Below are 14823 nucleotides of genomic sequence, written 5' to 3'. Positions count from 1 at the left end.
CTCAGGGCGGGCCGAACAGTTCGGCCTGCCCAGGCGTGTCGTCGGGATCGAAGAAGTTGCCGAGGCCCACGCCGACGAGGCGGTAGAGCGTGTCGCCCGGCAGCTCGACGCGCGCGCACAGCGCGAGCGCGATGCGCGCGAGGCTTGCCGCCGAATCAGGCGGCTGCTCGGGCGTGTGACTGCGTGTGAGGATGCGGAACTCGCGCGTCTTGAGCTTGAGCACCACGGTGCGCGCAATGCGCGGTGTACGCCCCCGCGCGGCCCAGGTGCGCGTGGCGAGGTCACGGATCGTGTCATCGAGCGCAGCCAGCGGCAGGTCACGCTCGAAGGTGTCCTCGGTCGAGATCGACTGCGTCGGTCGGTCGGGGCGCACCTCGCCGTGGTCGATGCCGTGCGCGAGTTCGGACAGGCGGCGCCCGTAGCGACCGAACTGCGCTTCGAGCGCATGCACGTCGCGGGCCCGCAACTGGCCGACCGTGGTGATGCCCAGCGCGGCGAGTTTGCCTTCCATCACCTTGCCCACGCCGTGGATGCGCGCGACCGGCAAGGGCGCGAGAAAATCGAGCACCTCGTGCGGGCGGATCACGAACAGGCCGTCGGGCTTGCGCCAGTCGGAGGCGATCTTGGCGAGAAACTTCGCGGGTGCCACGCCGGCCGAGGCGGTGAGGCCGGTTTCGTCGCGGATCTGCGCACGGATTTCGCGCGCGATCGCAGTCGCGCTGCCAAGTGCCGTCTTGGGCGCGGTGACATCCAGATAGGCTTCATCGAGCGACAGTGGTTCGACCAGATCGGTATGCCGCAGCATGATCGCGCGCACCTGCTGCGACACCGCCTTGTAGCGCGTGAAATCGGGCGGCACGAACACTGCATCGGGACACAGGCGCTCGGCGCGCACCGCGGGCATCGCCGAGCGCACACCGAACGTGCGTGCCTCGTAACTTGCCGCGCACACCACCGAGCGCGCGCCACGCCAGGCGACCACCACCGGCCGCCCGCGCAAGCTCGGATCGTCGCGCTGCTCGACCGAGGCATAGAACGCATCCATGTCGATGTGGATGAACTTGTGCATGCGCGCTCGAGCCGGATTGCCAGTGCCGCGCATTCATGGCCGACACGCGGATGCGCGATTGTCCTACACGCGAGCGCGGCTGCCGACCATCGCGGCGCGATCGAGCTTGCCGGACACTGCGACGAACCTGCAGCGGCAGCGCCACCCATGAATCCTCGTGCCCCCATCCTTGCATCGCTGTCCTTGCTCGCACTTGCCGCCACGATGCCACTGCACGCGCAATCGGTGGTTCGCTGCGTCGATGCGCGCGGCGCGATCGCCTATCAGGATCGACCCTGCCGAAGCGATCAGACGCAACGCGACGTCGTGATCGAGGCGGCGCCACCGTTTCAGCCATCGCCTGAATACGCCACCCCGCTGCCCCGGCAAAGGCGAGCGGCGCCACATCCCGCGCGTCGACCGCGCGAAACCGAGCCGCGCTCGTTCGAGTGTCGCGCCATCAATGGCGAGGTGTTCTACCGCCACGACCGTTGTCCAACTTCGATCCGAGGTACACGTGGTGCGCCGGCAATTCACGTGCGCGCAAGCGAAGTCTCCCGCACCGAAGCCTGCCGCCGCATCGAGCACCCCGCACGCAGCGGCCATGAGCGCGATGACCGCGTATCAACCTATGAGCGCAACCTCGGACGCGATCCATGCCGGCGCTTCTGATGCTTGAGCTGAGTCTCACCCATCCACTTGCCGCGCCTGTCCATCCTGGCGCCATCGGGCACGGTGGTTTGTGCAGATGTAATCCTTCGATTACAATATGGCCGCATTCACGATCAAGCAGTCCGATGAATTCACGGCTTGGCTTGATGCCATCAAGGACGGCATGACACGGCGTCGGCTCGGTCGTCGCCTTGAAAAAGCCCAGACCGGCAACCTCGGCGACGTGGAGCCTGTCGGCGCAGGCGTGAGCGAAATGCGTGAGCACTTCGGGCCAGGCTGGCGCATGTACTACGTGCAGCGTGGAGATGTGCTCATCGTGATGCTCGGTGGTGGCGACAAGGCCACGCAGGTGCGCGACATTGCGGCCGCGAAAAAACTGGCCGCAACCCTGGAGGATTGACCCGTGCCAAGAATTGCCGATCTCAAGACCTTTGACATGGCGGAAATGCTCGACAGTGAGCAGGCCATTGCCGAGTACTTGACCATCGTGCTCGAAGAGAACGATGCCGCCGCGCTGGCCGATGCACTGGGCACCGTCGCTCGTGCGCGCGGCATGACGGCGGTGGCCCAGGACGCCGGGCTTGCGCGCGAAGCGCTTTACAAGGCGCTGCGGGCCGGGGCGCATCCGCGATTTGACACGATCCAACGCGTGATGGCCGCGCTCGGTGTCCGTCTGGCTGCGATGCCGATCCGTTGAAATGCGGAAAGACACACCTCATCAAACGCTGTGACGTACTCGAGCGTGACTCCCACGAGCATGCGCTTCGCCTTAGCAGGGTGCTGAAAAAGTCCATCCTGGACTTCTTCAGCTCGACGAGTCCGGTACATGCCCGTACTCGTCTCCGACTAATCAATCACTTGCGTGATCGATTCGCATGCAGTGCATCCTTGCACTGCGCTAGCAGGCTGCTGAAATGGGTTTTTCAGCAGCCTGTTTGGCTCGACAAGCAGACCAGGCAGGCGGCGGCGTGCACCGCCGCCGCTTCACAACAACCCAAACCCCGCATTGCATCGCGTTTTGTCTACCCGAATTGCCGAGCGGGTCGTTAGGATGGGCGCTGGTTTCCCAGCGGAGTCGTCCATGTCTCTCACCCCACGCAGCCTGGTCTTGTTCGTCGGCACGCTCGTGCTGGCGGCCTGCTCGCCCTCTTCGGCGCCGCCCCAGCAGCAAGGCGCACCTGCTGCAGCGCTGGTCGTCGATGCCGCGCAGACCAAGGCCTTGACGATGTACCGGCAGATGCTCGACGCGCAGCAGTGGGAGCTGGCCGCGCCGATCGGCAAGGAGATCGTCGAGAAATATCCGGGCAGCGCCGCCGCGACCGAGGTGCAGAAGTCGCTGGCCGACGCCACCGCCAAGGCCGATGCAGCGAGCAGCAAGCGCCGCCTGACCGCGCTGTGGATCTATCAGAAGAGCCAGGAATCCGGCGCCGACCAGCTCACCGCCTCGATCTACAGCAGCGACCGCAATGCCAACGATCGCGTGCGCCTGATCCTGCGTCGGCATGCCAAGTGGGGCCAGAGCGTCTACCTGTTCGGCGGTGGCAAGGGCTTCGTCTGCAAGGGCGTGTGCAAGCTCGATGCAAGCTTCGACGACACCCCGGTCAAGCTCGCCGCCTTTCTGCCCGATAGCGGTGAGCCGGCGATCTTCATCAAGGACGACAAGGCCTTCATTGCCAGGCTCGCGGCGGCGCAAAAGCTCACCCTCAAGGTCAGCGAGAAAGGCAAGGCGCCGCGCACCCTGACCTTCGAAGTCGGTGGCTACGATGGCGACAAGTTTCCCTCGCTGGCGAGCCTGAAGAAATAGTGCGGGGTCATCGGCACCCATCCGTATCAAGCGTCCCCCGATCTACTCCGCGACGTCAACGAAAGCACCAGCGTTCGCTACATGCCTCCCAGTGGGAAACTCTTCCATCCGAAGGCCTACGCCTCTTGGCATGACAACAAGCTGTCCGTCGTGGTGGGAAGTCACAACTTGACGGCATCGGCGTTTGAAGGACGGAACGTCGAAGCCAGCGTGATGTTCACGAGCAAGCCTTCGGACTTTGCCTTGCGCAGCATCGTGGAGTTCGTCGAGAGTGCCTGGAAGAGCGCGCACCCGATCGAGGACGACAACTTCCTTTCTTCGTACGAGCTTCAGTACAAGGCCAACCAATGCAGGATCGCCGCGCTCGAATCCTTTCGGTTGATCAAACGGCCTCGCGATCGACGAAGCCCCTCACCGCTGACCATGACGTGGAAGACGTTCGTCGATGGGGTTCGAGACGATTAATACAGCAGCGAAGAGAAGCGCTCCGCGATCCTGAAACGCGCACGCGAACTTTTCCTTTAACATGGACTGTTTTAGCGCACGCCTCAAGTTGATCGGAGGGCAATCGCCGGAACCTTTGGGCGTGTCGAACTCCAATCGAGCGATCTGGATTGGGGATGCTTCGGGACCATGTTCGGACAAGGAGACCTCAAGAACCTGGTAAACCAATCCCCCAGCGGTCTGTCCAGCGCGTTGGATCACATTCCGATGTCCGGAGATGTCTCCGAAGCCCAGTACGAGCAGTTCGCAACTCGCTTTCGCGAAGCGTTCGACGACAAGCCGCACAAGGGCGGCGTCGCAACAGCGTCCCGGCTCCTCGCGATGAAGCATCCCGACTGGTTTGTGGCGGTGAACAACGCGAATCGAAACACGCTGTGCGCCGCTTTGGGCATCGCGCCGACAACGTTGACGCTCGACAACTACTGGCCTTCGATCGTGGTCCCCATCACGTTGAGCACCTGGTGGAACCATCCGCGTCCGGCTTCAAGGATGGACGCTCGTATTTGGGACCATCGCGCTGCCCTGCTCGACAGCCTGTTCTACAAGCCGATCTGATCCACCGCGAAATCGAAGCGTGCTGCGCAGCTCGAAACTGCGCAGCACGCGAAGGCTTCAGTCGTCGTCCGTGATGCCCAGCGACGCGGCTTCTTCCTCCAACTCCAGGCGCCGCGTGTGCTCTTCATCGTCCGGCTGACCCGCCATCGTGGGCTGCGCGGGACAGCTCGCCAGCGTCGCATCCGTATTGAACCGAATCGTTCCGGTAGCCAGCGGTGTGAGCCCAGCAATGGCCGACTGCGCCGGTGGCGCGTCGACGTCGGGAGGCGTTGTTCCCGTTCCGGCGGGTTCCAAATAGAGCGGCTGCGCCGGCGCACCCATGATCTGGCTCCTTTCCTTCGCAACCGTGTCGAAACACCAATACTCGGGCGTGTTCGGAAGGCCCGCCGCACAGGTATTCGAGGGAGCAGCCAACGTCGCGGCCAAAACGCGCTCACGGTTGGCTTGCCGGAACGCACCGGAGGTAAACGTCGAACGCTGGGGGATCCGCGGTATGCCCGCAATGGAATAGGGGACTGGAACCCCTCGAATCGATTTCCGCTGTCCCGGGATGCCGGCGTCGGGGTACGGGAAGATGAACCCAAGGCGCACGATACCGGCGGGGCTTCCCGGCGTGGGATACGTCATCGCAGGGGAACCGTTCGCCCCCTGATAGAAGAAGACCAACTTGACGGGGCTACCGCCCGCGCACGCCCAGAAGTCCTTCGCCGCATCCAGCGGATAGGTGGAGCTGTAGGGGAACCACGTGCCCCCGTTCCACCAGTAGTCGGTGTTGTTCCAGTAGGTGACGAACGTCGGCTCTCTGACATCGAGCGTGCCGACCGCCACGGCGTCCGCGTCATCGCCCAGCTTGCCGCGGTACGCGACCTGAAAGAACAAATCCGTCGCGTTCGCAGGAATGGGGTCCTGAGAGAAATCGAACACCTTCTCAACTTCGGAGCCGGCCGCGACGTCGAGTTCACCGGCGGCGACGGTCAGCGGCGCCGATGTGGCGATCTCCTGGTACTCGGTTCTCACGACTTCGCCCGGCCCGCATGTGGGCTCGGCGATGATGAGGCCCGGCGGCGGTGCGTAGCTTTGCACGCGCTCGCCCGACAGATCGGGTTTGTAGCAGGAGTTGCGGTGGTACCTCGCGATCGCAACAAGCTGCGATCCCGCCCCGCCCGTTGATTGGACAACGGCTGCGCCTCCGCTCGATTGGTCGATGGGAAGCGTGCTGTTGCGGACCTTCAGGCGGATTTTCTCGAAGCCCAGTACGCCACCTTGCGCATCGGTGCGAATCGGGTAACCGTTCGACGCCAAGTGCGGCACACCTTGATTCAAGACGCCGATGACGCGTCCCTCCGGCGCCACGACGTCGAGTTGACCTCGGAAGAAGAAATCGAACACGCCGCTGGAATACGCAATCGCACGCGGTATCAAGAGATCGCCCATGCGGATGTAGTTCTCGGCTCCGAGCGTGTAGGTCACCATTTCGGTTGGAACGCCGATCGACAGCGTGGCGAACCGCTGCAAGATGTTCTCCGTCGCCAAGGGGGCCTTCCCGCCGTAGGTGGCCGGCAAGTTATCGGCGCACGACGGATGGGACACGGCGTCCGGTACGGCATGCATCAGGAAGTAGCTCGACACGCGCGCCACGGCGGCGCCTCCGGTCAACAGGGCCAGATGTGTAGGCCCTTTGAGTCGTGAGTAGCCGTTGATCAGGTTCCCGCTGCCATCGAAAAAGGTGCGGGGTGGATCATCGTAGACCGGAGACCCAGCCTGGTTGTCAGGCAGCGTGCCTTGCGTGAAGAACCCTCGGTTGGCGTAGTCCGCGAGGCCCATGCGCGTCGCAACCGAGTCGCCGGACTGTTGGTTACTGTAGAACTTGCGCACCGTGGAAAACGCAGTGGTCGGGTAGCATCCTGCAGCCGGCGCCGGCACCTGATCGGGCGACGGAATGCCGTTTTCGATGGTACGCAAGGGCGACGTCCAGCCGACTGCATCCGCGGAGAGTCGCAGCACACGAGCTTCAGTGAACGCTTCGTAGATCTGCCGAATGGGCGGCTGCAACGGACTGTGCGGATCCAACCGAGAGTGCTGCGGTTGCGCCATGTCCTGCAAAAGATGCACGACGGTTCCGAGAGAGCGGAACGTGGTCGCCCAACGGAACGTGCGCTCGCGCGAGTCATCCGTCTTCGTAAAACTCGAACCGCCTGGTTCTCTGCTGCGTTGACGGGTGAGAGCCCACCAGTAGTCGTTCGTCGCGTCCTTGTAGGAAAAATGCTGACGCCGACCCGTATCCTCGGAAGGAGCCGGCCCCAACGGATCCTGCAAACCCGTCGCCCACTTCAGGGCGGTGGTACAGACTTGTCCCGGCGCCAAGGGCGGACAGCCGGCAACGGCCGACATACCCAAGTCGTGGATGGGATCCCAAAAATGGTTGAACACTCGATAGATGTCGCCGCGCGGGTCGTGGTCATGGTCCGCCATCGACGGCGGCGCCAAGTCGTCTTCGCGAATGGCGCCACGCATCAACCATCCACCAAGCCCAAAAGCGACGCGCCGAACATCTGCGGGATCTGGTTCCTGTGTTGCACTTCCTGGAATGATGTTGCCATCCGAGTCCCGAAGCGCTCGCGCTTTTGCGAGATCCGTAAGGATAGTCCGCTCGAAGGTAGAGTACGGATCTCGCCGGAAGAAATAGGCCTGATCCGTAGCGATATTGTCGTAGTAGCAATGAAGTGGATTGCTGCTTGACGTCACATCCGCGCAATCGCCTTCTGTCGTGTCTGGAACAAGCAATGAGTCGAAAACGGAACTCATTTCGAGCCGATCGAACCCGAGTCTTTCGCGCAACGAACCCGGCCCGGACTGCGCAAGTTTCGAACGCAGATATGCTTCGTTCGTCATCCAAGCGTGCGTCCCTACCTCGTAGGCAAGCGCAGACGAAGAAAGAAAAAATCCAAGAACTAGCCAAGAAGCCTTGCTGCGTTCGCGGCGCATACTACTGACCTCCAGATGTCGTGTTGTCTGCCTTGACCAGTGCACAAAATGCGCTCTTCAACTCAGGTGTCACCTTTGCGTCGGACGCGTAAGGCGGCTTGGGCGCGGCGACTTGATTCAACATGGTTTCCAGCTGTCTTCTGACTTCAGCGATTGGGCCCGGCTCGCTTGATGGATCACCGGCGCGAGCCAGCAAAACGCCCATGTACGATGATTTCAACGTGTTGAGATCGGACACCATCAGACCGTCGCCACTGGATCGACACAATCGATCGTAGTCTGCTGCGAAACGTGTAGTTCGCAGCTCAACCCACCGCGATCGGTAGAACCAACCAAAACAGGAGCCCTTGTCTACGCTGTTCGTCGCATCGCTTCCGGAACGGGCTGCGGCATCGTTCTCCGGGACATAGATCGTCGTGGCATTCGGCCCGTTCTTCGCAACGTATCCTGGCGCCCAGACAGCCGGCCCCGCTGGAGAAATGCCCCACCCGGTTGCAAACACAAGGCGCCAACCTTGCCAAGGGATGAAATAGATTCCGCCAGCCCCTGATCGGACGACCGCCGCCGCCTTGCATCCCGTCGTACCGTGGTAGGACTGCCCCTTCCATTCGTACGAAACGAATGCACCGGGTATGCCGTGCCCGTTCACATCGATCACGCGACCAACGAGAGGACCGGACGTGAAGACGGCGCCAAGCAAGTTGAAACCGAGAAAGCTCGTTAGGAATCCCACGAGCAGATACACGCCGATGCCGATGCCGATGCGCTTCAACCATCGACGTGGTGGACGAGCGATCCCCTGAGTCCCCTCTGACATGACACAGCCCCCTCAGAGATCCGTGATCCGCCACACGCCGTCATCGCCTCGATTGATGCCGACCGTGAACCCCAACAACTCACTGTTCACCGTCGCGACGACAATGAGGGATGTCGTGTCCACACCGAACACGCCGTTGGCGATCGTGCCCAGTTGCGTGGCAACCTGGGCTGCGTTCGTGGCGCCAAGTCCGTTGAGAAACGGGGTGTAGCGCTCCTTGGCCGCATCACCGAGCGCCTGCGTCGCCGTCGCGATCTGATTGCCTGCTAGGTTTTCGCGGAAGTACCCGAACACGCCGCACACCGTCGTCTTGACCGCTTCGAGGTCCTGAATCACGACGCGCTGCGTTGCCGTATAGACCGAGCCTCCCACCGCGTGGATGGTCAGACGCACCGGGTAGATCCCAGGTGAGTTGTACGTGTGCGAGAACGGGCTGGGCAACGACGAACCCGTGTAGTCGTCGGTTCCGTTGCCGTCGTAGTCCACTGCGACGGACTGAATAGTGCCACCGCGGAACGCGCTGCGGAACGTGATCGTGAACGGCGAAAAGCCGGCGAGTTGGTTGGCGGATAGGGTCAACGCCGCCGAGGTCGACGCGCCGGATACGCCGACCGATGCCGACGCGGTTTGTCCGTCCAGCGTCGTTGCGACCGCCGTCAACGTGTTGCTGCCCGACGCCAGGGGCAGCGCCGGGATGACAAACTGCCCGTTCTGGACGTAGGCGACCGCCGAGCCTATGGCGATGCCGGTGTTGTCCGGCCCGGTGTAGGTTCCAACGACATCGATCTTGGTGTCGGCGATGGTTGCGCCCGACACGGGGTACGTGATCGCAATCGTCGGTGCCGTCAGCACGCGCGCCCTTCGACGCTGTTCAAGCTGCGCGACGGTCGGGTTCGCCAGTGCGGTGGCAGCTGCGCCGTCGAATCCGTCGATGAAGATCACGTCGAACGTGGATGGAAGGCCGCAGGTCTCATCCGCCAAGGCAATGGAGCTCGCAAGAAAGCCCACTGAAAGCGAACAAAGGACCAGAGCGCAACGATGGATCTTCATCACCTATTCTCCTTGGCAGTGCTCACTTCGCCGCATGGATGCTACGCCAAATGTAGTGCGCTGCGGCGTCAGTTCTCATGTCTTGAAAGAGCCACGAGCCTGAAGAAATAGTGCGCGACGATGTGCGCCCCCGGCCCGCGCGTGGCCGCGTGCGTCAGCCGCGCGGCAGCAGGCGCCTGAGCCAACGCGGCCGCATCAGCACCTTGCCGAGTCGATCGACCTTGAGGCCGACCTTGCGCACGCCCTCGTCGCCGAGTTCGCGCGCAATCAGCGTGACCGCGCCCAGACGCACATGGTCGCCGATCTCGATCGTGTGCTCGAAGCGCTGGGCGAAATGTTCGGCCAGCGTGAGCGGCGCATCGCGCGCACGCACCGGCAGGGCGTAGAACTCGGCGATCTCGCCCAGATGCACATCGGCGTCGAAGCTGAATTCGCCGAACAGCTCGCGCTCCGCCTCGCGCGCTTCCTCGGGCGGTGCGAACAACCAGTCGAGGCGATACACGCGTCCGGGTGGCGCCAGCATGTAGGCGTAGTCGCCCGCATGCAGTGCGCCACCCCGCTCGGGTGTGAGGATTTCACCGCTGCGCACAATCAGTGTCAGCTGTGCCCATTCGGGCAAGGGCGCGTCGGCGAGCACGCGTGCCTGGGCCGCAACCGGATAGCCGACCAGTTCACGCTCGAGCGTGCCCGGCAAGTCGAGCTCGACGCGGCGCACGGTGCTTTCGCGGTGCGGCAGGGCGACATCGAACAGGCGTGCGGCAAAGCCAAGCGTCCAGCCCTGCACGAGCAGCGACGCCAGCACCACCACGAAGGCGACATTGAACACGAGCTGCGCATGCGGCAATTGCGCCAGCATCGGGATCGAGGCGAGAAAGATGCCGACTGCGCCGCGCAGACCGATCCAGGAAATGAAGGCGATTTCGCGCTTGCCATAGCGGCGCAGCGGCGCCAGGCAAGCGATCACCGCGAGTGGACGGCCGATGAACATCAGGAAGGCCGCGACGCCGAGTGCCGGCAGCAGGGACTGCAACAGCAGGTGCGGTGAAGCGAGCAGACCGAGCACGAGGAACATCGCGATCTGGCACAGCCAGGTGGCCGCATCGAGCGTGCCGAGCAGGTTGGTGAGGCCGCCGCGTACGCGACCGGCGACGACCAAGCCGGCGATGTAGACCGCGAGAAAGCCGCTGCCGCCCAGTTGTCCGGTGATGCCGAACACCAGCACCGCGGCGGCGAGCGCAAACAAGGCTGACAGTGCGTGACCCAGTTGCAGGTGGTTCAGGCCGCGCGCGATTGCGCCGCCGCCGAGCACGCCGGCGATGCCGCCCACACCGAATTGCACGATGAACTCGCGCACGAGCGTCAACGGCGACAAACCCGACGGCGTGGTCATGTATTCGACCAGCATCATCGTCAGCAGGATCGCTGCCGGATCGTTGGCACTCGACTCGATTTCCAGCGTCGTGCCAACCCGCTCGCGCAAGCGCAGGCCGCCCGCGCGCAGCAGGAACAGAACCGCGGCCGCATCGGTGGATGCCAGCACCGCACCGACCAGAAAGCCGACTACGGGTTCGAGCTCGAGCAACCAGCTTGCGGCGATGCCGGTGAGCACCGCGCTGAGCACCACACCGATCGTGGCCAGCAGCAGGGTTGGCGCGAGTACGCGGCGCACGCTCTCCAGACGCGTGCGCAAGCCGCCGTCGAACAGGATGATCGTCAGTGCCAGCGAGCCGAGCTGATAGGCGCCACTGTAGTCATCGAAGGCGATGCCGCCGGGCCCGTCGGTGCCCGCGAGCATGCCGATGACCAGGAACACCAACAGCAAGGGCGCCGAGAAGCGCCTTGCGACGAGGCTCGAGGCAATGCCGACCAGCACCAAGGCGGCGGCGGCGGCAAATACCCAGTACAGACTCTCGATCGTCGACATGCGTCGATCATAACGGTGCTGTATGTCAGGTTCGCAAGGGCGGGGCCTCAAACGCCTGCCGCTGGTACTGGATTGCCTCGGCCAGGTGGCCGGCGCCGATGTCGGTCTGTCCGGCGAGGTCGGCGATCGTGCGCGCCACGCGCAGCACGCGATGGTAGGCGCGCGCCGACAGGCCCAGCCGCTCGAAGGCGCGATCGAGCAAGGCCTGTTCGCTGTCGGCGAGTGCACAACAGCGCTCGAGCTCGCGGTTGCCCAGCCAGGCATTGGCTGTCCCGCTGCGGGCGAGCTGGCGCGCACGCGCGGTCACCACCCGCTCGCGCACGGTGGCGCTGGACTCGCCGCTGGCGGCTTCGCGCAACTGCAGGTGGCTCACGCGCGGCATCTCGAGCTTGAGGTCGATGCGGTCGAGCAAGGGTCCGGATATCCGCGCACGGTAGCGGGCAATGGCTTCGGCCGAGCAGCGGCAGCGATCGGAGGCATCGCCGGCATGCCCACAGGGACAAGGATTCATTGCCACGATGAGTTGGAATCGCGCGGGAAAATCGACTTGGCGCGCCGCACGCGAAATCGAGATCTGGCCCGATTCGAGCGGCTCGCGCAGCACTTCGAGCACGTGGCGGTCGAATTCGGGCAGTTCATCGAGAAACAGCACGCCATGATGGGCGAGCGAGATCTCGCCGGGGCGTGGAATCGAGCCGCCACCCACGAGCGCCACCGCCGAAGCGGTGTGGTGCGGATGGCGGAACGCACGGCGCTTCCACGCCGACGGATCGCTGGCCTGGCCGGCCACCGAGCGAACCGCGGCCAGTTCGAGTGCCTCGTCTTCTTCCAGCGGCGGCAGGATTCCGGGCAGGCGGCTCGCCAACATGGTCTTGCCGGTACCCGGCGGGCCGCACAGCAGGAGGTTGTGGCTGCCGGCGGCGGCGATTTCGAGCGCGCGCCGAGCCTGTGGCTGACCGCGGACCTCGGCCAGATCCGGCATGGCGGCCACTACGGCCGGGGCGGTGACCACGCTGTCGGCGCGGTCGAGTTGCGCGCGTCCGGCGAGATGGGCACACACCGCGAGGAGGTTGTCGGCGACCAGGACTTGCGCGTTGCGCACCAGTGAGGCTTCGGCGGCATTGCCGCGTGGAACGATCACGCGCCGACCGCTGCGTGCGGCGTGCAGTACCGCGGGCAGCACGCCATTGACCGCGCGAAGTTCACCCGAGAGCGCCAGTTCGCCGACGAACTCGTGTTCGCCAAGCACCTGCTGCGGCAGGCTGCCATTGGCAGCAAGAATGCCCAGTGCTATGGGCAGGTCGTAGCGACCTCCGTCCTTGGGCAGGTCGGCGGGCGCGAGGTTCACCGTCACGCGGCGCTGCGGGTATTCGAGCTGGGCATTGAGGATCGCCGCGCGCACGCGGTCACGCGCTTCCTTCACCGCGGTTTCCGGCAGGCCGACGATCGAGGTGCCGGGCAGGCCACCCGACAAATGCACCTCGCAGGCAACCAGCGGCGCGGCGACACCCGACTGCGCGCGGGTGTAGACCACGGCAAGGCTCATTGCCGCAGCCCTGCGCACGTGCTCGCGCCATCGGACCGGACGCTGACGGCAACCGGCGGATTGGCAACAAGCCCGGCGCGTGGGTTCAAACGAGGGAAAGGGTCTGCCGCCCCGGCCGGGGGGTGACGGGCCAGTGACGGCAGACTTCCCGGGAAAATCCTGGCGCTGTGTGGCGACATGCGAGCCGATCCCTGGCGCAGTACGCGGGCATGCGGCCGCGCGGCCTAGTTGCGCTGCGAGAGTGTCACGCCGAGCGAGCGTTCAAGCGCGGCGAGTTGTTGTTCGAGTTCCTCGATCTTCTCGCGCGTGCGCAGCAGCACGCAGCGCTGCACGTCGAATTCCTCACGCGTGACCAGGTCCAGGTTGCGCAGGCCTGCCTGCAGCGCGCTGCGGAAGTTCGCGGTGAGGTCGGCCTTGGCCTCGCGCAGGCCCGGCGGCACGAGTTCGGCCAGCTTGCGCGCGAGTTCGTCGATGTTCTGGCTGTGGAGCATGGCGCGAATTCCTCGAAGCAGGGTGTTCTGATGGCGGGATCCCTCGGGGCAGCCGGCGGTGGATTGACCGCCGCCGGCTGCAGCCTCCCTGCGATGTCTGTCCATCGACATCCGCCCCATGAAGGACAGTCTACGCAGAGCATAACGCGGCGCCAGACGTGCATTTCGGATTCTCGTGCAGGAAATTTCCTACACGCGCGCATCGGCTATAGTCGCCCGCGGCACACTATGGGAATCGTCCATGCGCATGGTCACGGCCATCATCAAGCCCTTCAAGCTCGACGACGTGCGCGAGGCCCTCGCCGAAGTCGGCGTGCAGGGCGTCACTGTCACCGAGGTCAAGGGTTTCGGCCGCCAGAAGGGCCACACCGAGCTCTATCGAGGTGCCGAGTACGTGGTCGATTTCCTGCCCAAGATCAAGCTCGAGGTCGCGGTGGCCGACGATCAGGTCGAGCGCGTGGTCGAGGCGATCAGTCACGCGGCCAACACCGGCAAGATCGGTGACGGCAAGATTTTCGTCAGCGTGCTCGAACGCGTGATCCGCATCCGCACAGGCGAGACCGATCAGGACGCGTTGTAGACCTCAGCGCAGCGCAATCCACAGCGCGAGTGCGGCAAACAGCAAGGCCGCGGCGACGTGCGCCGCGCGCATCGGCAGCTTCTGCGCGAAGCGTGCGCCCAGCCACACCACCGGCACGTTGGCGAGCAACATGCCCAGCGTGGTGCCGGCGATCACCTGCCACAGCGGCGAGTACTGCGCGGCGAGCACGACGGTCGCGATCTGGGTCTTGTCGCCCATCTCGGCGAGAAAGAACGCGATCACGGTGGCAAGCAGCACGCCACGACTGCGCGTCGATGTGGCTTCATCCTCGTCGAGCTTGTCGGGGATCAGCGTCCACACCGCCATCGCGAGGAAACTTGCAACCACGATCCACTTGAGCAAGTCCGGACTCAGCCACTGCGCGAGCGCGGCGCCGAGCGCGCCCGCGAGCGCATGGTTGAGCAAGGTGGCGATCGCGATGCCGAGGCAGATCGGCAAGGGCCGGCGGTATTTCGCCGCAAGCACGAGCGAGAGCAACTGGGTCTTGTCGCCGATCTCGGCGAGCGCCACCGCGGCAGTGGACACGTAGAGGGCTTGCATCGGAGCTCCATTCAGGCCGGGACTTGTGGACGCGCAGGTACATGCGCGCGGCCCCGGCCTGGTGCGGCGGCATGAACCAACGGTCTGGCCACCGATCCGCTGTGCGGAAACGGGCGCGCGCCACGGCGTGTTCGCCAAGTGTGTTGACGCGCGCAACGCGATCGTTCATCGCGCCCGACTACTCCCCGATGGAGCCCGCGCAGTTTAGCAGGCGGCAAGGCTCGTTCTGATGCGCGGCCAGTCCCGGGCGCGCCGCCGCCGTCGCGCGGGTGTTGGCAAAGTCCCC

The 14823-nt window shown here is 64.5% G+C and carries 15 protein-coding genes; 7 read left to right on the top strand and 8 right to left on the bottom strand.

The window, feature by feature from the left end; genetic code table 11:
• Position 1: 1 nt before the first annotated feature.
• The gene (dinB, locus tag KF759_RS01070) at positions 2-1069 is read right to left on the bottom strand and encodes a DNA polymerase IV (protein WP_291222373.1); all 1068 of its coding nucleotides are present in this window, start codon (positions 1067-1069) and stop codon (positions 2-4) included.
• A gap of 147 nt (positions 1070-1216) precedes the next feature.
• Here dinB and KF759_RS01065 point away from each other — a divergent pair, with 147 nt between their 5' ends.
• From KF759_RS01065 to KF759_RS01040, 6 genes are all read left to right on the top strand, one after another.
• Complete coding sequence (locus tag KF759_RS01065) at positions 1217-1720, top strand: DUF4124 domain-containing protein (RefSeq protein ID WP_291222372.1); 504 nt, start codon at positions 1217-1219, stop codon at positions 1718-1720.
• Between the two features lie 97 nt (positions 1721-1817).
• Positions 1818-2120: a type II toxin-antitoxin system RelE/ParE family toxin gene (locus KF759_RS01060; protein ID WP_291222371.1), complete on the top strand. Its 303-nt coding sequence runs from the start codon at positions 1818-1820 to the stop codon at positions 2118-2120.
• Positions 2121-2132: 12 nt separating this feature from the next.
• On the top strand, positions 2133-2417 hold the full coding sequence (locus tag KF759_RS01055; RefSeq protein ID WP_291222490.1) for an addiction module antidote protein: 285 nt from the start codon (positions 2133-2135) through the stop codon (positions 2415-2417).
• Between the two features lie 384 nt (positions 2418-2801).
• The gene (locus KF759_RS01050) at positions 2802-3524 is read left to right on the top strand and encodes a hypothetical protein (protein WP_291222369.1); all 723 of its coding nucleotides are present in this window, start codon (positions 2802-2804) and stop codon (positions 3522-3524) included.
• A gap of 81 nt (positions 3525-3605) precedes the next feature.
• Positions 3606-3989 carry a hypothetical protein gene (locus tag KF759_RS01045; RefSeq protein ID WP_291222367.1) on the top strand — a complete coding sequence of 128 codons (384 nt, stop codon included), beginning with the start codon at positions 3606-3608 and terminating at the stop codon, positions 3987-3989.
• Positions 3990-4157: 168 nt separating this feature from the next.
• Positions 4158-4583 (top strand): hypothetical protein, encoded by a 426-nt coding sequence (locus tag KF759_RS01040; RefSeq protein WP_291222365.1) that lies wholly within the window; start codon positions 4158-4160, stop codon positions 4581-4583.
• Positions 4584-4640: 57 nt separating this feature from the next.
• On the opposite strand, the gene KF759_RS01035 is transcribed toward KF759_RS01040, so the two are convergent.
• The 6 genes from KF759_RS01035 to KF759_RS01010 form a co-directional block, all read right to left on the bottom strand.
• The gene (locus tag KF759_RS01035; protein WP_291222364.1) at positions 4641-7568 is read right to left on the bottom strand and encodes a hypothetical protein; all 2928 of its coding nucleotides are present in this window, start codon (positions 7566-7568) and stop codon (positions 4641-4643) included.
• A gap of 1 nt (position 7569) precedes the next feature.
• Positions 7570-8340, bottom strand: a complete 771-nt coding sequence (locus KF759_RS01030) for a hypothetical protein (RefSeq protein ID WP_291222362.1) — start codon at positions 8338-8340, stop codon at positions 7570-7572.
• A 57-nt stretch (positions 8341-8397) separates the two neighbouring features.
• Positions 8398-9435, bottom strand: a complete 1038-nt coding sequence (locus tag KF759_RS01025; RefSeq protein ID WP_291222360.1) for a hypothetical protein — start codon at positions 9433-9435, stop codon at positions 8398-8400.
• A gap of 154 nt (positions 9436-9589) precedes the next feature.
• Positions 9590-11359: a potassium/proton antiporter gene (locus tag KF759_RS01020; protein ID WP_291222358.1), complete on the bottom strand. Its 1770-nt coding sequence runs from the start codon at positions 11357-11359 to the stop codon at positions 9590-9592.
• Between the two features lie 25 nt (positions 11360-11384).
• Positions 11385-12905 (bottom strand): YifB family Mg chelatase-like AAA ATPase, encoded by a 1521-nt coding sequence (locus KF759_RS01015; protein ID WP_291222356.1) that lies wholly within the window; start codon positions 12903-12905, stop codon positions 11385-11387.
• A gap of 224 nt (positions 12906-13129) precedes the next feature.
• Positions 13130-13396, bottom strand: a complete 267-nt coding sequence (locus KF759_RS01010; protein WP_291222354.1) for an accessory factor UbiK family protein — start codon at positions 13394-13396, stop codon at positions 13130-13132.
• Positions 13397-13637: 241 nt separating this feature from the next.
• Between KF759_RS01010 and glnK the strand changes: the two genes are divergently transcribed.
• Positions 13638-13976, top strand: coding sequence for a P-II family nitrogen regulator (glnK, locus tag KF759_RS01005; RefSeq protein WP_291222352.1), 339 nt, complete (start codon positions 13638-13640; stop codon positions 13974-13976).
• Between the two features lie 3 nt (positions 13977-13979).
• On the opposite strand, the gene KF759_RS01000 is transcribed toward glnK, so the two are convergent.
• Positions 13980-14537: a TMEM165/GDT1 family protein gene (locus KF759_RS01000; protein ID WP_291222350.1), complete on the bottom strand. Its 558-nt coding sequence runs from the start codon at positions 14535-14537 to the stop codon at positions 13980-13982.
• Positions 14538-14823: the final 286 nt, after the last annotated feature.

The organism is Dokdonella sp., assembly GCF_019634815.1.
Lineage (GTDB): Bacteria > Pseudomonadota > Gammaproteobacteria > Xanthomonadales > Rhodanobacteraceae > Dokdonella_A.
Note: the sequence above shows the minus strand (reverse complement) of the source record. Positions and strands in the feature narration are given on the sequence as shown.